Below are 19,006 nucleotides of genomic sequence, written 5' to 3' on the forward strand. Positions count from 1 at the left end.
TACTTGTATAATTATGTATCATAGAAAATATCCTTTTTTGTACAGATTATACCATAGATTCTAAACAGGTTCTTAGAAAAAATCTAGTTGAACGGATTCTTACTTAATCTTAGGCTGCTGGACATGTTGTGATATCCCATCGTCATCAAGCTAAGAAAATAAACTTGGTTGCCATAAAAAAACATAATGTTTTCATTTAAAGGCTTGGAGATGAAATTTCATCATCTTCATCACGTTTGACCTTCAGGAAATAAAAAGTTAAACGATTATACAAATACACTAAAACGAAAAACTGGTAGTCCTTCTATCTAAGATGTAGAAGGACTACCAGTTATTTTTTTGACAAAATTAGGAGTTATATTCATGAAAGTGGAGAACATAATTCGTATTTTACGTAAAGAGAAAAATTTTCCCCTAGAATATTAAGCTAAATCTCTTGGTGTGACGGTTAATTTAAGTTTCACTTTATGACTTGTAAAGGGCTGTTCAATGCATCGTACTATTAAAAAATCTAAATTAAATCATTAAATTGCGATAAAATGTGGTCGGAAATAATGAAATTTTAGGAAAAATAAGGTACACTAGTCTATGATTTTAGTTGAAAATCGTTTGACGTTAATGCATACGGGGGAAAAATTGATGAACAACAATACAACAAATGAATCAGTTGAAGAAATTGATCAAAAACGAGTAAGATCAAACAAACGTTATACAAATTGGAAGTTTATCGCAGCGGGTATTGGTGTAATTGCACTTCTTATTGGAGGAATGAGTTATTATCAGGCAACTCACTTCAATTCGAATGTTACAATTAATGACACAAAAGTTGGTGGTCTGAGCGCTGATCAGGCAATACAGAAATTAAAGAAATCTGGACTAGCAAACAAAGTCTATGTTGATGAACAACAAATTTTAGATGAAAAAGATACAAAAACGGAACTTACGGAAAAAGATTTGCCTCAAGTTAAGAAACTATTAAAAAACCAGTGGACATTTTTCCCTTCCTCAAAGGGAGAAAATTATTCATTGCTACCAGAGAAGGCAGATCAGTATCGTAGTGAAACGATGAAAAAACTTGTAGAAGAAAAGCTCATCTCTATGAATGAGAAATTAAAAGCGCCTCAAGATGCTATGGCGAAGCTAGAACAAGGGAAAATTGTTATTTCGAAAAGTGTTGAAGGAAAACAGTATGATGTTACTAGTCTACTGAAAGATTATGATAAGCAAAAATATAAAAGCGAAATTCATCTGAAGTCTGCATACATAAAACCTATTAAAGAAGACGACCCGATTGTCAAAAAAGAGGAGAAAGCACTACAGAATCTTCTTGGGCAGTCTGTTGAGTATAAAGTGCAGGATGAAGTTTATCCTTTAAAAGCGAAAGATTTAATTCAAAATGCCTCTATGTCAAAGGATATGAAAGTTACAATTGATGCGAGTGACATTAAGAAGAAAATTACTGAAATTAATAATGCCAAATCAACATTAAATAAAGATTTCTCATTTAAAACGCATTCCGGTTCAGTCATATCAGTAAAAGGACAAGGATACGGCTGGGCACTAGATGTTGAAAAAGAAACTAAACAAGTTCAACAAGCCTTTGAGAAAGGCGAAAAGTCGCTTTCTGCTTCTAATATTCACGGAAATGGTTGGGAGAAGGAAGGTATCGGTTATAAAACAACATCGAATAATGGCATCGGAGACACGTATGCAGAAGTTTCAATTGCAGAGCAACAAATTTGGATTTACAAAGATGGAAAATTAGTCGTTACAACAAATGTAGTAACGGGTAAACATAGCACGGGTGAAGATACATCACCAGGTGTGTGGTACGTCCTATACAAACGAACACCATACACGCTAAGAGGTAGCGCAGTAGGGAAAGCTGATTATGCAGTTAAAGTAGATTACTGGGTTCCATTCACCAATAGCGGTCAAGGATTCCACGATGCCGGCTGGCGAAAAGACTGGGGAAATAATGCTTATTTAACAGGAGGATCAGGTGGGTGTGTGAACCTTCTTCCTAATGTTGCAAAAACTGTATATGATAGTTTGAACACGTATGATCCAGTTATCGTGTACTAGAAAATAGCTACGTATCAAGAAATAAACAAAGCAGGAAATCTTATCTGATGGTATATGAAAAAAACACCTCTTGCATTCGCATACTAAGTGTGCAAATGTAATGGAGGTGTTTTTGTTTGAATATAAAAGTGTATTGCTTATAAGAAACAAAGTAGAAAGAGATTAAGAATAAGTATTCAAATAATCAATAAAATTGACAATGAATATCATTTTCACTTAATATAGAATCGTCGCATTTAATTAGACATGAATTTTTTGTTAATATAATAGATTTCTATTAAGTTGTCATATTTACGAACTATCATTAAATATTTGAAGAATTTAAACGTAGGAAAGGGTAATATAAAATGAACTGGAAAAAAGGCGGGTTATGGGTTATTATTTTTTTCGTTGTAAAAGGCACGATTTCTACACTTTTAATCGTTACAGGTGCTAAATATTTTGATTTATCATTTATGCAACTTATCTTATTAATTCTGACCTTATTAGTGATTTCTCTAATAAGTCGAAAGTTACTGTATAGACATAAACAAAACAAAAAGCAAAAAGAGCTAAATATATAATGAAGCCCCAGAGACCGTTGGATTTCTGGGGTTTTATTTCAATAGTTTTTTTCGCATCCACATGAATTTAACAGAAAAGGTTGTCCAAAATGATAAAATCGTTGATGTTTAAAATGCGTCAGTTATTTTTACATAAGGATTGTAGAGAGCCTTTGAATCAATCTTTATTCTGAAGCTACAGACACGCATAAATTATGCTCTTTTTTCAATTGGTAGTTTAAATGTAAAAGTACTGCCTTCTCCTAATTCACTTTCAACTGTAATTTCTCCTCCGTGTAGTTCGACAATCCATTTTACCATCGACAATCCTAAACCTGTGTTTCCGATGTTTGAAGATGTGCGTGCTGCATCAACTCGATAGAAGCGGTCCCATATTTTATTAATATGTTGCTCGCTGATGCCGATGCCATTATCGGAGACTTTACCTATTATGTTGGTTTCATCACGGAATAGTTGCATATGCACAGTTCCGCTCGCTTTACTATAAGTAATCGCATTCGTTAGTAAATTCATTAATAAACGCATCATCAATGTTTGATCTGCTTTAATAAATAGGTCTTCCTCTATATTAGTTGTTATATCAATCGAAGCTTCTTGAATCATTAATGAAAGCTCTTCTACAACGATTTTCGTTAATTCACTCATATTGATACATTCAAATTGGAAAGTATTATGGTTTCCTTGGTCAGCTCGTGCTAATAATAAGAGTTGTGAGATTAGAGCGGACATTTTACGTGATTGTTTTAAAATTACTTCTAACGATTCTTCCATTTCTTTCGGATTATTTCTCTGCGATAAAGCGTATTCGCATTGCGAAATAATAACAGATGTTGGTGTTCTTAATTCATGAGATGCGTCAGATGTAAATTGTTTTTCACTTTCGAATGATGTCTCCAATCGCTCAAACATTTTGTCAAAGGTTTGTGCTAAATGATACATTTCGTCTTTCGGTGAACCTTGTAAATTAATTCTCTTCGAAAGGTCTTTACCATCACCAATTTTACTGGCTGAATCACTCATTTGTTGCACAGGTCGAAACGCCCTTTGCGTGATAAAATATCCTCCGAATGCCGCAATGAGAATAAGTAATGGGAATGAGATGATTGTTACCACGATAAGCGTATTCATCGTTGAGGATAATTGGTTCATAGTCATTATTCCACGAACCCAGACTTGCTCATCGCCGCCTGCATTATGGAGAAAATCATATACTATCCATTCTTTATTGCCATCTTTAATGGTTTGTATTTCATCAGATTTAAGCGATATCTTTTTATTAAAGCTTGTTGGACTATGTCCTACCAACAGCTCACCTTGTTTACTATAAATGCTTATATTTACTCCATCTTCTAAGGTTTCAAAATCATCGTCAATCTTTAACTGTCCATGCTTATATTCGATATCTTCCATACTTTCTTTTACTGTGCTCTTTAATTGATTTTTCATATTAAAAAGCAAAACTTTATCTGAAGAAGTTAAAATAAAAGCTAACATGAGTGCCATAATAATTACAATTAGCCCCGTATACCACAGGGTCACTCTCATTTTTATTGATAGTCTTTTCATGATTCTACTCGTAATACGTAACCAGTTCCTCGTACTGTATGAATTAACTTCGTTTCAAACTGGCTATCAATTTTTTTGCGAAGATAGCGGACGTAAACATCAATAATATTCGAGCCACCTTCATAGTCGTAATTCCACACATGTTGCTCAATTTTATCTCGTGTCAGCACAACTTCTTTATTACGGATCATATATTCTAAAATAGCAAATTCTTTACTGGAAAGAGTGATAACTTGGTCTCCTCTTGTTACTTTATGCATATTGCAATCTACCACTAGGTCAGCGATTTCAAACACATTAGATGTATTTCCTGTTTTTCTTCGCATTAACACTCGAATTCTTGCTAACAGTTCGTCAAAAGCAAACGGCTTTACTAAATAATCATCCGCACCTAAGTCGAGTCCTGTTACACGATCATCAATTGTATCTTTAGCTGTAAGAAGCAAGACCGGAGTTGTATTATTGTCCGCGCGTAATCTTTGTAATACTTGTAAACCATCTATTCCTGGAATCATAATGTCAAGTACAATCAAATCGTAGGTAGCCATGTTTATATAATCCAGGGCATCTTCTCCATTCCCACATGCATCGACACTATAATGTTCTGCATTTAATCGTTTTACCAATATATTTTGTAAGTCTTGTTCATCTTCGACAATAAGAACTCGCATTAACATTCTCCTTTTCTTCTTATTAATATGTATCACTATAATTCCAAAACATTAAAGAAAGATTAGAAACTAGTTAATTATATCATTTTATCCCGCATTAACGGGCAGTAAGACTCCTCCCTGAAAATTCGGTGAATGCGAGGTAGGTAGGGATTAACTGCCTGTAAAAGCCTTCACTTTATTTTTTTGTACATTAATCTTCCTTTAATGTTTGTTCAGTAATATAAAGGCAAGGATAAGGTGCACATGTAAAGGGAGGAAAACAGAATGGGAAAATGGATGCTGATTGGAGCAATGTCCTGTTTATTCTTAACAGCTTGTTCTACTCAAGTTGATAACAATACAGAAGTACAACAACTGAAAGTGGAAAATGATAAATTACAAAAAGAAGTCGCTCAACTACAACAAGAACCAAACAAAACACAAGCTGCTACAAATGATAAGAAACAAATACAAGATTTCAAAAACGAAGTCTCATCTATTGTAGAAAAGGCAAATAACACGAAACCAGTTGGAGCAAAAGAAGATAACTTAAATACGTACTTAGCAGCAAAAAAAGAAATTGACCAATTGGATGACAAGATAGATCTATCTGATAATCAGCTAGAAGCAGATTATCACGCTGGAACGATAACTGTTGAGCAATATCAAACGCAAGAAAAAGAACACGATATACTGGAAGATCAATTAGAGCAAGCAGAAAATGCACTTGAAGCAAGATTTGGAATAGATGATTAATCATTAAGGAGTGGATGAAAATGTTAAAACATAAAAAGAAAATAATTATAAGTGTAATTGCTATTTTAGTAAGTGGTATTGCTATTGTTGGTGGATATTATGGTATGGGTTACAATTATGCAAAAAAGAATGAAAACTACACAGAGAAACAAGTTCGTGAAATTTCTTTAGCTCATACAAATGGAGAAATTATTAATGTGAAAAAAGAATTCGAATTAGAAGATGACAACTTAGCACAATCAAAATTTGAATATGAAGTGGAAATCAAGACACCTGATAATCTGTTAAATATTTTAAAAGTTAGTGCTAGAACAGGTACAATAGAACTCAATAATGAAGATTAAATAAATATCGCGTATTTGAAAAAACTCCGAACAAAATTTGTTAGGAGTTTTTTCATGTTTATACTTTACTATTTTGAAATGTGGAAAATCTTCATACTTCTACAATCTATATAAATGGCTCAAGCTTCACATCTTATGAATTCCTTGAAGCGCTAAACTTAAGCAAAATAATGAACTATCCTATAGAAGAAAGTTGAGGGAGCTACTCGCATATGTTTTATTGAAAGGATGTGATTGAATTATGGAACGGCCGAATTGGGGAATTGGAGGATTAGTATTCGTTGGCTGTATGTTTCTTGGTGGAGGAGTGGGATCTATGTTAGGTAATGCCCAAACTGGATGGCTAATAGGAATGGGCATTGGATTTCTTGGGATGGCTTTAACGAGACTGTTTAGAAAATAATGTAACTGAGATTCTTCTTCTAGTAAATAAGGAAATATGTAAGTAATTCATGGCATAAGAGCTCTATAAATTATAGTTAGAATCTTCTCTTTTGTCTTTTCTAAATTTCTCCATACATAGATACGATTCTCAAGTCGGAGGATAGCACCTTAGGGTGTCTTTTTTATGCTTTTTAAAAATGTCTTAATATATATAGCTGAGTTAATTTAAATAATCAAGAATAATTGAGCTAATAGCTCTCGGTAGATTGCCATCATTTTTTTAATAGATTAGATTCATTACCGTTTCAGACCAATGTATTCATTCATAACCTAACAGTAAAAGGGGGGATGATTAAAGGTATGGCGTTTAATGATGAATTAATTTGTCAACAGTTTGCAAGAATTATTGGCGGGCAAGAAGGATTCGCCGGTGGGAAATGCGTGGCAACAATAAACAGGGATGAAATACGAGCAACAATCTTAGGAAAACGTTTTAGAGTAACCACTTCTTTTTCATTCGAATCACGAGACAATAAAACTGGACGGGCATTATGCCTAGGTCGAGTAGCACTCTTACAAAAAGAAGTCACTGAATTTGTGGCGACAATTATTAAACAAGGAATAATCGTTTCGTCTATACACAATGAGTGGTTATGTGATGATCCAAATTTGATTTACGTTAATATCGAAGACGTTGATGATCCACTAAATTTTGCAAGAAAAGTCAGAAGAGCATTGTGCAATTAACTAAGTTTTTTAGTTAAATGAGTGATTACGTTAAATAGAAGATTTCAGCGTGTTGAATGTTATATTTGTAAAATAGATTTAAGTGGATGGTTTTATAAAACGAAAGAAGGTGTTTCATATTTGGAATGCCTTTTCTTTATGTTTTCGTTGCTAATGTGGGTGGTTAACTGATTATATGCTGTTTATCTTGCAACAGCAAGAACTGGATGAGGTATCTTGAAAGGTGTTTGACAGTCTGTAGATACCATATTTTATCAAATGTTATTAGAATATCATAAAACGACAGGGGAGAAATCGCCAGAGAAATACGTCAGATTAGTTATTCCTGCTATAATCTAAGGGTGCGATTTTGTTTTCGAAAAATAATAGGTAAATCATTTGACAATTAAAATAATCTACTTTAATATATGTGCCATAGCATATATATGGTGAAACAAATACATTCATTGTGAATGATTGACTGGTATGCTATATCCTTTTATATCTTAATTTATAGAGGTGATATATGAACTTACATGATTTAATAGGCTATCTTGTTCACCGTACTGACGTGAAAATGACCAATTATTTTACGAAGAAATTAAAGCCGTATGGAGTTACGCCAGAGCAGTGGGGGATTATTAGTGTTCTTTGTAGCCAAAGGAGCACTACTCAAAAAGAGTTGGCGGAAGCTATTGATAAAGATCAAACTACTGTTGTTAGAATGATACAGTCAATGGAGAGAAAAGGGATTGTAAAGAAGGCTTTGAATGACCAAGATAGGCGTTCACATAACCTTTTTTTAACTGAAAAAGGTGACGAGTTAAAGAAAACAATCTTGCCTGTAGTGAAAGACGCTCACCATTTCGTTACGAGTAATTTGAGCGAGGAAGAAATTAAAGTATTACAATCGTTATTAAACAAATTGTATGATACACACTATTAATATTTGTTCCTTATTGATGCTACGCTATTCATAAGGAACAAACTTTGTTTTAGGTATTATATGTGCTATAGCATATAATTTTTGTTTGGACGAATGGGAAGATAACTTTATTTTGTATCATATCTGATTCAGGGTCACTTTTTTACCTAGTACCAGTCAAATTTTCGTATTATATATGCTATAGCATATAATTTCCGGCCCTTTAATATTGAGAAGGGTAATGTAAATTGAAGCGACTTCCATACGGGTAATCTCAGGAAATAGGGTAAAGGTAGTGACTACTTACTACCTGAACAATACTGAATTTTTATCAAATAATAAGAAAGGTGTGATTACTATTTTAATTTTCATCAATATTGTAAAAGTAGTGTTGTTTCTGTTTTTTTTAATGACAGGAACGAAAATTATATCGGGGAAAATGGCAGATGAATTCAAACGATTTGGTTTACCTTCGTTTTTTAATTTCTTAACTGGAGCTTTTGAGATTGTAGGAGCGATTGGAATGTTGATAGGAATTTGGATTCCAACAGTAGCTTTATTAGCAGGATTGTTATTAGGCGGTACGATGCTTGCAGCCGCATTAACTCTAATTGTATTAGCGAGAGATCCCTTTAAGAAAGCAATACCTGCACTTGTTTTGTTTGTCCTTAGTTTAGGGATAAGTTTGTATCACATTTTTTAAACATAACTGAAAACTATTAAACTTTCACTTTATGCGTTCAAGTTACTATCGTTTTGTGATTATGTTACAAATAGGGGGATTCTCCAATTAGTGCTTGAATAATAATAGCAATACGAATTTAGACATTACTTTTATTCGAATCATGATCAGTAAAAGAATGGGAATAATTTTTATACAAAGGAATTCTCGATGAATTTTATATTAAAATAGGAGTGAGTGAAGATGGCATATTTATTACAAGTTGATTTTCCGTTTGAAGGTCCTTTTGGTGAAGAAATGGAAAAAGGATTTTGGGATTTAGCAAATAGTATTAACGAAGAAGAAGGATTCCACTGGAAAATATGGACTGAGAATGAAGAAACAAAAGAAGCTGGAGGCATTTATGTATTTGAAGAAAAACAAGATGCTGAAAAATATGCGGAAATGCACAAGAGCAGACTTGAAGCAGCTGGTGTTAAAGATATTAGAGTAAGAATTTTTAACATCAATGAAAAGTTAACTAAGTTGAATCGTGGTTATATTAAATAATTCCGACAGTCGGAGCAAGCGTAAAAAGGAGGGGGATAATCCCCTCTTTTTTAATTCTTAAATTGATGGTGAGGGGGCTCGCATAAAAAATAAACCTAGTACTATCATGAGATATTTTTTATTTGAACGATCTACAAGACTTCCTGACCAAATATTAGTAAACAATGTTGATAAAGCCCTAATAATATATAAACCAGAGACAGCAATTGCCGATTCTGTTATGTTAAGAACGATTAGGTTTAGAGCAATAAAGTAAACCCAACTTCCAACACTTGAAACACCAATATTAAACAATAAGATAGAGAGATACCGCCAAGTTTCCAATGTTTTGATAAAACTCAATTGAATTCCTTCTAAAATATAATCAGATAGAATGCAACACTTAAAACAAAATAAAAAATTAGAATTAGTAGAACTGGTAAATAAACATGGCTTTAGTCATACGAAAGTTCTCCGTTTAAGTCAGGAAATTGATAAATTAATTAATAAATATATGATTATAAAAAAGGAACCCTATAATAGTAGGGTTCAAAGGGAACAGATACATAAAATAAATAAAGAGAATAATTTAATTATATAAGAAATTTTATACTGTAATATTGAGAAAGTGTAAAACCTTAATTAATTATTTTTGTTTGAAAAGTGATGTGATTACTATTTTAAAATTAAGAACAGAGTTAATAGATAAAGCAAACTAATTGATATAAAAGAAGACACCAATGTTAGTAAACTGGAAGGCAATATTGCATTTAATTTATATGAAGAGTTACAAAAAATAAACGAACCTAAGAAATTTAAATTTTATCCTTTTAATGAAAAGGAAGCTAGTGAATTCTCACAGGCTAATTTCCCGGAAGACGCTAAAAAAAATTATTCGTTTAAGAAACTGGGTTTTAGAAGTGCTACCTATTATTGATTTGTATAATCAGGTTGGAAATTTACCTCTAACAAGAGAAAATGACGACTTTATAGAGTATCTTGAAGATAAAAATTAAAAACAAGTAAAAAACGGAGATGTTTTGTCTAAAAATATAGAATTTTTAACAAAAATTCATAATTATGTTATATAATGATGTTAACAAACCATATTTTAGGCATTATCCCCGATTGTGTAGAATAAATAATTTGTTTTGATTAGCTAAAGAATTTAGCTAAAAGAACTTGTAGCGGGGCCTGCTGCAAGTTCTTTTATTTTTTCAGTAAAGGAAAATAAGAAAAGGAGGGAATACAAGTATGACAAGAAATTTTAAGAAAGCAGCACTTAATTCGTTAGATGGTAAATGGGGGTTGGGGATTGGAGTATCAGCGTTAAACTATTTTGTACCCACTCTTAGTGCATCAGCAATTGCGGGTTTCATGTATTTATTAGTTGGCTTATTTATTGGAGTAATTGGTTTGGATGTGTTCTTAATTTATTCGATTAGTGGGGAACCACAAGTAGATCCAACTGCACTAGTTTTACTTATTCTAAGTTATATATTTTTAGGACTTATTTGTTTCTTTATTTACAGTTCCATACAAGGTATCTTTAAATTTGGATACTCTGTTTTCACCTTGCATTTAGGTAAAAGTGAAGATGCTAAAGTAGATGATGTATTTTTGGGATTTAAGAAGAACAACGTGTTTAAGTCAATAAAATTGGGTCTGTTACAGGCAATTTTTCTTTTTTTATGGAGTCTATTATTAATCGTTCCAGGTATTATTAAATATTTTTCTTATTCTATGTCTTATTACATATTAATAGAGAATCCTGATTATACAGCAAGTGAAGCATTGAGGGAAAGTAAAAGAATAATGAAAGGACAAAAGTCAAAGTTATTTGTTCTTTGGTTATCATTTATTGGTTGGTTTTTATTAGCCGCCTTTATAGGAATGTTTACATTTAATCTATCTTTTATTTTCATTTCTCCTTATTACAACACAACTGTTTCACATTTTTACTTAGATATAATTAAAAAACAAGATGTTGGAGAAGCGAAGGTAAGTATATAGATGGGGAGAGTGGATATGCGATTATGCACATCCACTTTTTAATATTATATTAAAAGACTTAAGCTGCTGGATATACCATGTTTATTATGATTTGAGCAAGGATACCACAAACGTGTTGCAAGTTGGGTTGAAACAAAGGTTGATTATAAATACTTACTTACTTACTTACTTACTTACTTGTACTAGAATTTTATCTTTAATAAAAAACTTTATATATAGAAATTTAGATAAATAGTACTACTCTGTGCATTCCATCTCTCTCGTTTTTGCTTTAAATGTAGATTTTCGTTTTACTTTTATCTCAGCAAGTATAACACCGCTTAGAATAAGTAATGCTCCGATATACCCTTTGAGTGACAATACTTCGTTTATGAACAGGTATGCAAATAGTGCAGAAAATACAGGTTCTAATGAAAAAATGAGTCCTGTATGTGTCGGTGTTGTGTATTTCTGTGCCATCGCCTGAATGATGTAGGCAAAAGCACTGCAGAATATACTTAATACCAGTACAGCGATCCAACTTTCTTTAGTGGATGGAAGTTGCGGTTCTTCGAAAATCAGGGCAGAGAGTACGCCAAACCCTCCTGCAAATCCCAACTGAAGAATTCCAAGCTGCAATGTATTGGCAACTTTAGCCGCCCTTCCGGTGACAATAATATGAAAAGCATAAAAGAGAGCAGCGAGTATACAGAGTAAATCTCCAGAATTAAGTGTTAATTGATTATTCAAAGTCAGTAAACCAATTCCAGTCATTGCAACAAGGGAACTAATGATTAGTCTGTAGCTCAGTCGATCCTTAAACAGAACGATAGATAATAAAGGGATAAAGATTACGGTCAAACTGGCTAGAAAACCAGCATTTGAAGCTGATGTCGTTTTTAAACCTAAGATGACTGAAGCAGATACAACGAAAAGTAAAAATCCTAGAATAAAGCCGTATTTTAAGGTGACAAAATGAATTGAACGAAATTGTTTAAAAAAAACAGCAGCACAAACCAAAAAAGCAATACCAAAGCGTAATGCAACAAGAGAAAATGAAGGGACAGTTTCCAATCCGATTTTCATAAAAAGGTAGGAAGTACCCCAGGTCATTGTAACAAGTAAGATCATAAGATTAGCCTTTATTGGTTTCATTTTTAGTTCTCCTTTAAAATTTTTATGTACTTAGTTTAATTGTGATTCAAGTATTAGTAAAACGAATATATGTAATGTTATACTTGAACAAAATTCATACATGAGAAAGTAGGAGAATCGATGAGTCTGACTAAGTTAGAAATCTTTCTGAAGACGGTTGAAATGGGGAACTTATCAAGAGCGGCCGAAGCACTGAATGTGACTCAGTCAGGTGTCAGCCATGCGATTAGAAGTCTTGAATTGGAGTATGGTTTTCAACTGTTATCCCGGAATAAAACAGGTGTTCGATTAACAGGAAATGGTGAGCGTGTTTTAACGCATGTTCGTGAAGTAGTAAATCATAATGAGCGATTGAAGCAAACTGTTGCAGAGATTAATGGGATAGTTGCAGGAACCTTGCGCATTGGAACCTTTACAAGCGTTTCTATTCACTGGTTGCCTGCAATCATTCATCGATTTCACTTGGAATATCCTCGAATTGAAATCAAATTAATGGAAGGTGATTATGGAATGATTGAAACGTGGATTCAACAAGGGGTGATTGACTTAGGTTTTATGTCACTACCATCGTCGGGCCATCTAGAATCTATTCCACTAAGAAAAGATCGAATGCTATGTGTCCTTCCTAAAAATCACTCATTAAGTAAACAATCTATAATTCAGTACGATCAGCTCGAGAAAGAGCCTTTTATTATGCCTGCTTCTTCATGTGGTTACGATGTTAGGAAAGTATTAGAAGCTGCTAGGATTCATCTCGATATCCAATTTGAAACCGGTGATGATCATGCGATTGTCGCGATGGTGGAGAACGGGCTTGGAATCAGTGTCATGTCTGAACTCGCATTACAAGGACAATGCGAAAATGTTACGGTTGTGGAATTGGAAGACAAACCTAAACGATCGCTTGGGTTGTCACTTACTTCAATTAAACACGCATTACCAGCGACAAAACGTTTTATCGAACATACCCAAAAATGGCTGGATGACGATTGAATATATAGGTAAGTAAAAGAAAATTAACATTTTATGATATTTAGTCCATATAAGGGTAGCACCACATCACTATCAAGCTAAGAAAATACAACTACCCCCAGAACGAAATTTTGTGCTAACTTATAACAAAATTTCGTTTTGAGGTATTTCAAAATATGAGCTGGATAGGCATGTACGGTGATCCCTACGTAATTATTAGAAAAACATTAGTTTTTAAATTGTATACACGCTGATCACGGTAATTTTTCGATGCACCCATCATAATGAATCTCTCCTTTTCCTCTTTTTATCAGTATTGGTAGGTAAAGAGGGGGCCAGACACAAAAACAGGTTGTGGAGAAAGTCTTCTTCACAACCTGAGAGTAGTTATATATCCAAATATACTCTGTTCTTTTAACTATTAAGTCTTTTATAATCTATTATAGTCGATATAACTAGAGTCATAATAAATCCACTGCCCTGTTCCAATTCTTAGCCAGCCGTTCTTTTCTTCATATACTGTAACTTTTTCGCCCTTACTTGTCTTTCTAACAATAGAATAGTTTGTACCTGATCCGCTTCGAACATTTACTCCAATACCATTAATTTGAGCCGTTCCAATTACCTTTTCAACACTACCATTTTCAATTACTTGTAGCATATTTAGAATGAATGTTGCTGTTTCACCACGAGTTGTTGTTCCTTTAGGATCGTATTGATTGTCACCCTTACCTCTTACAATACCTAGACCATACAGTCTTTGTACGTCTTCTTTATAAATAATTTGGTCTTTGTCTGAGAATGGTAGGTTTACAACTGGTCCCCATATACCTTTATACTGTAAAGCCTTGTTTACAATAATTGCTGATTCTTCTCTTGTAATAGGTGTGTTTGGGTCAAAATAACCATCTCCTCTACCTTGAATGATACCTGCACTTGCAGTACGTTTAATACCATCTCGTAAAGTTGTATTTGCATCGTTTAGGTCTTTAAATGAAGCATCTCCAGCTGGCAGGTTTAGAGATTTAGAGATTAATTGAGCAAATTCGGCTCTTGTTATCGCTCTATTAGGTGCGAAAACTCCGTTTCCTTCCCCTATCATAATACCTCTTCTATTTAACTCTCGAATAGCTTCTTCATACCAACCTCCAGTAATGTCATCTTTTGGTTGATAAAAATTATTATAATACCCACCAACGCCATTTACGAATGCATCCCATTGTCCATTATTAATCATATTAGCAGGACAGATTTTACCACTCCATTTTTGGTGTTTTACAATGTTATTTAACGGTACACCAGTTTCTTTCATTAAATAAGCTACAAGTTTCTTAGCATTATCTACTGCTTTACTATAGTTACCGTCACTGTTAACTGCGATTTCAATTGCAATGGATTCTCTATTACCTGGACCATCACCGTCTCCGGCGTGCCATCCGTTCTCGTTTAATGGTAGATGTTGATAAATCTCTTTATCGTCTACTGTAAAATGCCACGATGCAGCTCGGTCTGTGTTCCCTACTGCTTGGTTATATAGGTATTGAGCGTGGTTTCTAGCACCTGCTCCTACACTAGTATTATCAGTCTCATGAATTGTAATGTACTTTGGACTCATGTAATTTTGCGGACGAATATTATCATTCCCTGTTGGAACAATCCACTCAGTGAATGGAACACCGTTTATTGTACTAGAGGTGCTAGGTGATATGGGAGACAGACTACGTTTTATTCTGTTTGAATTGCTAGGCACAGTTAATGTACCTGTTTCTTCATGAATACCTTCTGAACGTTGAAGACTGTCTGTTTTTTTCTTGTCGACAGTACCTCCACCACGTCCATCTACCCCTTCAAAACTAGCTTCAATACTTTTTAAAGCTTGTTCATCTGATGTTGTTTTACTTTGTTCCTGAACGTTTGTAGGTTGCTTATTGTTTACTGATTGTTGTTCCTCTGCAAACGATACCAATGGTGAAGATAATACCGTTAATCCTGCCGTGAATGCTACTACTTTTTTATTAAATTTAATGTTCATTTCTAATTTGGTATACCTCACTATTTTAATAGATATACCTTCCTCCTTGTACTTCTTTTAGTGTGAATGTTATTTTAAATACTGGTAGCCTGAACCCTCAAAATAACAGATTGGTTTTACATTTCATATGTCAAACCGACATCTATAAGTCCTACTTGAAATGTTAGTACTTTAGAATTATAACACAGCACGGTTGCAATACTTCCAAGACTCTTGCAAGTGATCTGCTAATCTTAGATATACTGATAGTATGAATCTAAAAAAGGGCATGATTACATCGCTATCCAGCTAAGAATTTTCTAACACTCCAAACCGAGCTAACTTCTCATGGATAACTGTAGAATGAGCATTTTTATAGCTTTTTCGATTATTTTTTAGAAGATTTAGAGGTGGGAGTTGAAAATGGGTTTTATTTTAGTGTAAAATTACACTAAAATAAACATTTGTTACCTTGGAGGGAAGAAAGTGAATAAGGAGCTTATAATTGAACTCATTTCAACGAAAGCAAAGTTAATACGTACTGAAAAAGGATATACACAAGATAAAATGGCTGAAGTTCTCGGCATTTCAAAAAAAACGCTTGTTCAAATTGAGAAAGGGAGAACAAATGCAGGTTGGACCAACACCGTTGCTATTTGTGCATTGTTTAGGGATAGTGAGGTTTTACAGTCTTCTCTTGGAGATGATCCATTAGTAGTAATCGAGACAATGGCCCACAATAGCACTAGCAAATTCAAAGAAAAAACATTGGGAGGAAAAGTGTGGTGGAAACAAATTCAAGAAAAAGGGAACTTTCGTTTACAACAAAATCTAATAAGTCAGCACTATCGTATTTTAGACAAACATGATTACCGGTGGTTTAATTCGTTCGATCTTGAAGAAGCGTTAGAACAACTTGATACACTAGCAACCGATTCAGACAATTAAATAACCCCTTAAAACTATAATGAGTGAAAATAAATTAGGAGGAAATTATATATGATTATCTTAAGTTTTCTTTGGATTCTCTATGTACCTTATCTTGTATTATGCGGTTTTGTCGGTGGGATCTATCTAATTATTACTGGTGTTAAATATCGCAAATTACTAGCCAGTGTAATGGGATTACTCAGCGTTTCTTTTGTCGTACTGCCTTATGTTTTTTGGGGTATGGGGGTTGATGGAGATAAATATCTTCCCATTCCAACCGAACTATATTGGATTCTATTTTCTTTAACTGGGCTAATTGCAGCATTCATTGGATTACGGTCAAAAATTAAAGGTATACGCTATATGGGATTTATTATTTTTACTAGTGGAATAGTAGGCGACCTTTTCTATTATTTAATGTCTGTGCCCGATTCAATGTATATTAGATAGTTTTTTCCAAACTCAACGCATCTAATACTATATGGTGACTGAATCCAATTGGATAATACAACAAAGGTAGTGGATAAATCACTGTCTTTTTTACATAAACCATTTACCTATGAGATGGGTTGCACATAACCGTTGTATTTCATTAAGTACATAAAAGGTAGCATATAGATAGCTATCTGTAATTTCTACATTCTTCGACCAGTTTCCATCACGATACGTATTCTATTCTTTGTACAAACAATAGGTAGACTTTGCATTCTTGGATATGATTTGATCCATGGGGGTGAAAACATGCGAGAGAATCCGCTATAGATGCTCTTTATTATCACTTCGGTCATGTAAGGGTATCTATCCATGAGCAGTAATGTGCAACATGAATATATGAAAAAGAATTCAAAAAAATCACTCTTTACAAGTTTTCTTATATTATTAGTGATTGTACTTGATTTATTTTAACTTACATCGATTAGTCCAGAATCTAGTACAAGAGATGGGATACTACTAGGTATTATCGTGTTCATTTACGACTCATTCCTATTATATATGTCTATCAATTATGAATGAAACAATTTGCTGTTTTAGAAGAGGAATATTTCATAAGCATAATCTATACAAAGTAGGAACACCCCACTTGGACACTTAACCAAGTGGGGTGTTTTTTTTTTTATGATTTTAACCAAGAAGATTCCTTACTCAAGGAGCGTGAAGGGTCACAGCTCAGTGAGTAGGTGGGAGATGACTTTCGGAAAATTCATTAAAGTATACATTCAGATAGATAAAATAGTTGCACCTACTGTAGAACCAGACTAGTCTCCGTCTTTCATTATATTTTGCAAAAGAACAAAAAATAGTAAATTAGAATAATGACTTAATACTTGCTAAGATTGTAAGTACTCCTACAATAATAACAAATACATTGCTCATTTTACCTCTATATTTAGCTAATACCGGTACTTTACGGATCGCATACATTGGTAATAGACATAAGATAGCAGCAACTAATGGACCGCTTAGAGCGTCAATGAGCCCAAGAATACTTGGATTTGCATAAGCAACATACCAGCATGTTAATACGACAAAAGTAAGAATTACTGTCCTAACTGTTTTTTCTTCTATATCTTTTCCACGTGTTTTACCAAATTTGATAATCATGTCACGCATTACTTCATATGATCCTATATAATGACCAAGGAAAGACTTTGTTATAGCCATAAAAGCAATAATAGGAGCTGCAATCGTAATTACTGGCGAATTAAGTTCATTAGCGAGATAGGATAGGATTGATAAGTTCTGCTCTTTTGCCACTTTTAAATCATCTGGAGTCAAACTCAGTGCGCTGCTCCAAACGAAGAACATAACAACAACGAACGTCATGATATAACAAACTTTTTGTATTTGAGCACATTTAGCATCAGTTGCTTCTATTCCATACGTAGATCTTTGTTTTATCACAAAAGACGAAATCATTGGAGAATGGTTGAATGAAAACACTATGATAGGTAGTATCATCCATATCGCTCCCAAATAACCTGTTCCGGTTGAAGCAGTAGAGACATCTGAAAAACTAAGCATTGATGTGTTCCACTGAGGAATTAGAGATATTGCGATAAATAGTAGAGAAGCTATGAAAGGGTATACTAGCAAGCTCATAATTTTTACAGTGATATCTTGACCAAAATTTAGTATAGCGATAAGACCCAGTACTAAGACAAGCGATAAAATGGCTCTTGAGGGCTCTTTCATATGTAATTGATTCACAATAAAACTACTTGCAGTATTTGTAAGTGCAACTGAATACATCAAGACAATTGTATAAATTGAGACGAAGTATACGATGTTAAAAATAATACTCGCCTTATTTCCGAAATACTCTCTTATTGTACCCGTAATTCCCTCATCGGCAGAATTGGAAGCATATATCATTTTAGCAAGCGCTCTATGTGAGTAATACATAACTGGATAGGCAAGTAATGTAATGAGTAATAATGATAATAAACCACCTGAACCTGCATTAATTGGTAAAAAGAGCACTCCTGCTCCAATTGCTGTCCCAAAAAGGCTCAATGCCCACGTAGTATCTTGCTTATGCCACTTTTTAGGATCCAAATATTTCTCGTTTGTAATCACAGTATTTTCAGATTGCAATTCTATTTTTTTAGCAGTATTCCCATTCATATAATAAATCCTCCTTGTATCCTATTCTTAAGTCTTAGAACCTGTTTAGAATCTATGGTATAATCTGTACAAAAAAGGATATTTTCTATGATACATAATTATACAAGTA

Annotated in this window: 19 protein-coding genes and 1 pseudogene; 14 read left to right on the forward strand and 6 right to left on the reverse strand. The window is 33.6% G+C overall.

Features of this window, described 5'->3' with window-relative positions:
- Positions 1-639: 639 nt before the first annotated feature.
- Positions 640-2,085, forward strand: coding sequence for a L,D-transpeptidase (locus tag ACQRBL_RS14250; RefSeq protein WP_023522450.1), 1,446 nt, complete (start codon positions 640-642; stop codon positions 2,083-2,085).
- Positions 2,086-2,432: 347 nt separating this feature from the next.
- Positions 2,433-2,648 (forward strand): hypothetical protein, encoded by a 216-nt coding sequence (locus ACQRBL_RS14255; protein WP_001104104.1) that lies wholly within the window; start codon positions 2,433-2,435, stop codon positions 2,646-2,648.
- Positions 2,649-2,840: 192 nt separating this feature from the next.
- Here the strand turns inward: ACQRBL_RS14255 and ACQRBL_RS14260 are convergent, their stop codons facing one another.
- Complete coding sequence (locus ACQRBL_RS14260; protein WP_411996659.1) at positions 2,841-4,214, reverse strand: sensor histidine kinase; 1,374 nt, start codon at positions 4,212-4,214, stop codon at positions 2,841-2,843.
- The gene (locus tag ACQRBL_RS14265; protein ID WP_001264526.1) at positions 4,211-4,885 is read right to left on the reverse strand and encodes a response regulator transcription factor; all 675 of its coding nucleotides are present in this window, start codon (positions 4,883-4,885) and stop codon (positions 4,211-4,213) included. The genes ACQRBL_RS14260 and ACQRBL_RS14265 overlap by 4 nt, the downstream gene beginning before the upstream one ends.
- A gap of 267 nt (positions 4,886-5,152) precedes the next feature.
- Between ACQRBL_RS14265 and ACQRBL_RS14270 the strand changes: the two genes are divergently transcribed.
- The 7 genes from ACQRBL_RS14270 to ACQRBL_RS14300 all read left to right on the forward strand — a co-directional run bounded on the left by ACQRBL_RS14270 (position 5,153) and on the right by ACQRBL_RS14300 (position 9,233).
- A complete protein-coding gene (locus ACQRBL_RS14270) occupies positions 5,153-5,623 on the forward strand; it encodes a hypothetical protein (RefSeq protein WP_000521301.1) in 471 nt (156 codons plus the stop codon).
- Positions 5,624-5,643: 20 nt separating this feature from the next.
- The gene (locus tag ACQRBL_RS14275; protein ID WP_000912131.1) at positions 5,644-5,967 is read left to right on the forward strand and encodes a PepSY domain-containing protein; all 324 of its coding nucleotides are present in this window, start codon (positions 5,644-5,646) and stop codon (positions 5,965-5,967) included.
- 241 nt (positions 5,968-6,208) lie between these two features.
- The gene (locus ACQRBL_RS14280) at positions 6,209-6,370 is read left to right on the forward strand and encodes a hypothetical protein (protein ID WP_000441009.1); all 162 of its coding nucleotides are present in this window, start codon (positions 6,209-6,211) and stop codon (positions 6,368-6,370) included.
- A 329-nt stretch (positions 6,371-6,699) separates the two neighbouring features.
- Complete coding sequence (locus ACQRBL_RS14285; protein ID WP_000589729.1) at positions 6,700-7,098, forward strand: DUF1259 domain-containing protein; 399 nt, start codon at positions 6,700-6,702, stop codon at positions 7,096-7,098.
- A gap of 505 nt (positions 7,099-7,603) precedes the next feature.
- Complete coding sequence (locus tag ACQRBL_RS14290) at positions 7,604-8,023, forward strand: MarR family winged helix-turn-helix transcriptional regulator (protein ID WP_001048563.1); 420 nt, start codon at positions 7,604-7,606, stop codon at positions 8,021-8,023.
- A 331-nt stretch (positions 8,024-8,354) separates the two neighbouring features.
- Entirely contained in the window at positions 8,355-8,705 is a 351-nt protein-coding gene (locus tag ACQRBL_RS14295) for a DoxX family protein (protein WP_033657524.1), read from the forward strand.
- Between the two features lie 222 nt (positions 8,706-8,927).
- Entirely contained in the window at positions 8,928-9,233 is a 306-nt protein-coding gene (locus tag ACQRBL_RS14300) for a monooxygenase (protein ID WP_023522446.1), read from the forward strand.
- Between the two features lie 87 nt (positions 9,234-9,320).
- Here the strand turns inward: ACQRBL_RS14300 and ACQRBL_RS14305 are convergent.
- A pseudogene (locus ACQRBL_RS14305) lies at positions 9,321-9,575 on the reverse strand (MFS transporter); the annotation flags it as partial.
- A 31-nt stretch (positions 9,576-9,606) separates the two neighbouring features.
- Here ACQRBL_RS14305 and ACQRBL_RS14310 point away from each other — a divergent pair.
- Positions 9,607-9,813 (forward strand): aspartyl-phosphate phosphatase Spo0E family protein, encoded by a 207-nt coding sequence (locus tag ACQRBL_RS14310; protein WP_097920647.1) that lies wholly within the window; start codon positions 9,607-9,609, stop codon positions 9,811-9,813.
- Positions 9,814-10,466: 653 nt separating this feature from the next.
- The gene (locus ACQRBL_RS14315; RefSeq protein ID WP_023522442.1) at positions 10,467-11,225 is read left to right on the forward strand and encodes a DUF975 family protein; all 759 of its coding nucleotides are present in this window, start codon (positions 10,467-10,469) and stop codon (positions 11,223-11,225) included.
- A 237-nt stretch (positions 11,226-11,462) separates the two neighbouring features.
- On the opposite strand, the gene ACQRBL_RS14320 is transcribed toward ACQRBL_RS14315, so the two are convergent.
- Entirely contained in the window at positions 11,463-12,359 is an 897-nt protein-coding gene (locus ACQRBL_RS14320) for a DMT family transporter (RefSeq protein ID WP_411996658.1), read from the reverse strand.
- A gap of 120 nt (positions 12,360-12,479) precedes the next feature.
- Between ACQRBL_RS14320 and ACQRBL_RS14325 the strand changes: the two genes are divergently transcribed.
- A complete protein-coding gene (locus tag ACQRBL_RS14325; RefSeq protein WP_411996657.1) occupies positions 12,480-13,352 on the forward strand; it encodes a LysR family transcriptional regulator in 873 nt (290 codons plus the stop codon).
- 409 nt (positions 13,353-13,761) lie between these two features.
- Here the strand turns inward: ACQRBL_RS14325 and ACQRBL_RS14330 are convergent, their stop codons facing one another.
- Positions 13,762-15,363, reverse strand: a complete 1,602-nt coding sequence (locus ACQRBL_RS14330; RefSeq protein ID WP_043924811.1) for an S-layer homology domain-containing protein — start codon at positions 15,361-15,363, stop codon at positions 13,762-13,764.
- A 465-nt stretch (positions 15,364-15,828) separates the two neighbouring features.
- On the opposite strand from ACQRBL_RS14330, the gene ACQRBL_RS14335 reads away from it, so the two are divergent.
- Both ACQRBL_RS14335 and ACQRBL_RS14340 read left to right on the forward strand, forming a co-directional pair.
- Positions 15,829-16,290 (forward strand): helix-turn-helix transcriptional regulator, encoded by a 462-nt coding sequence (locus tag ACQRBL_RS14335; protein WP_097920260.1) that lies wholly within the window; start codon positions 15,829-15,831, stop codon positions 16,288-16,290.
- Between the two features lie 51 nt (positions 16,291-16,341).
- Positions 16,342-16,722 carry a hypothetical protein gene (locus ACQRBL_RS14340; protein ID WP_000584980.1) on the forward strand — a complete coding sequence of 127 codons (381 nt, stop codon included), beginning with the start codon at positions 16,342-16,344 and terminating at the stop codon, positions 16,720-16,722.
- An 855-nt stretch (positions 16,723-17,577) separates the two neighbouring features.
- Here the strand turns inward: ACQRBL_RS14340 and ACQRBL_RS14345 are convergent.
- Positions 17,578-18,897, reverse strand: coding sequence for an aromatic amino acid transport family protein (locus ACQRBL_RS14345; protein ID WP_098377389.1), 1,320 nt, complete (start codon positions 18,895-18,897; stop codon positions 17,578-17,580).
- Positions 18,898-19,006 lie beyond the last annotated feature (109 nt).

The organism is Bacillus sp. AF62 (assembly GCF_050312695.1).
In the GTDB taxonomy this organism is placed as follows: Bacteria; Bacillota; Bacilli; order Bacillales; family Bacillaceae_G; genus Bacillus_A; species Bacillus_A cereus.

Bases quoted from the DNA above. Each gene is read 5' to 3' on its own strand.
- ACQRBL_RS14320 (WP_411996658.1), bottom strand. From the start codon at position 12,359: ATGAAACCAATAAAGGCTAATCTTATGATCTTACTTGTTACAATGACC.
- ACQRBL_RS14330 (WP_043924811.1), bottom strand. From the start codon at position 15,363: ATGAACATTAAATTTAATAAAAAAGTAGTAGCATTCACGGCAGGATTA.
- ACQRBL_RS14270 (WP_000521301.1), top strand. From the start codon at position 5,153: ATGGGAAAATGGATGCTGATTGGAGCAATGTCCTGTTTATTCTTAACA.
- ACQRBL_RS14325 (WP_411996657.1), top strand. From the start codon at position 12,480: ATGAGTCTGACTAAGTTAGAAATCTTTCTGAAGACGGTTGAAATGGGG.
- ACQRBL_RS14315 (WP_023522442.1), top strand. From the start codon at position 10,467: ATGACAAGAAATTTTAAGAAAGCAGCACTTAATTCGTTAGATGGTAAA.
- ACQRBL_RS14290 (WP_001048563.1), top strand. From the start codon at position 7,604: ATGAACTTACATGATTTAATAGGCTATCTTGTTCACCGTACTGACGTG.
- ACQRBL_RS14310 (WP_097920647.1), top strand. From the start codon at position 9,607: ATGCAACACTTAAAACAAAATAAAAAATTAGAATTAGTAGAACTGGTA.
- ACQRBL_RS14300 (WP_023522446.1), top strand. From the start codon at position 8,928: ATGGCATATTTATTACAAGTTGATTTTCCGTTTGAAGGTCCTTTTGGT.
- ACQRBL_RS14340 (WP_000584980.1), top strand. From the start codon at position 16,342: ATGATTATCTTAAGTTTTCTTTGGATTCTCTATGTACCTTATCTTGTA.
- ACQRBL_RS14255 (WP_001104104.1), top strand. From the start codon at position 2,433: ATGAACTGGAAAAAAGGCGGGTTATGGGTTATTATTTTTTTCGTTGTA.
- ACQRBL_RS14345 (WP_098377389.1), bottom strand. From the start codon at position 18,897: ATGAATGGGAATACTGCTAAAAAAATAGAATTGCAATCTGAAAATACT.
- ACQRBL_RS14275 (WP_000912131.1), top strand. From the start codon at position 5,644: ATGTTAAAACATAAAAAGAAAATAATTATAAGTGTAATTGCTATTTTA.
- ACQRBL_RS14265 (WP_001264526.1), bottom strand. From the start codon at position 4,885: ATGCGAGTTCTTATTGTCGAAGATGAACAAGACTTACAAAATATATTG.
- ACQRBL_RS14250 (WP_023522450.1), top strand. From the start codon at position 640: ATGAACAACAATACAACAAATGAATCAGTTGAAGAAATTGATCAAAAA.
- ACQRBL_RS14260 (WP_411996659.1), bottom strand. From the start codon at position 4,214: ATGAAAAGACTATCAATAAAAATGAGAGTGACCCTGTGGTATACGGGG.
- ACQRBL_RS14280 (WP_000441009.1), top strand. From the start codon at position 6,209: ATGGAACGGCCGAATTGGGGAATTGGAGGATTAGTATTCGTTGGCTGT.
- ACQRBL_RS14285 (WP_000589729.1), top strand. From the start codon at position 6,700: ATGATTAAAGGTATGGCGTTTAATGATGAATTAATTTGTCAACAGTTT.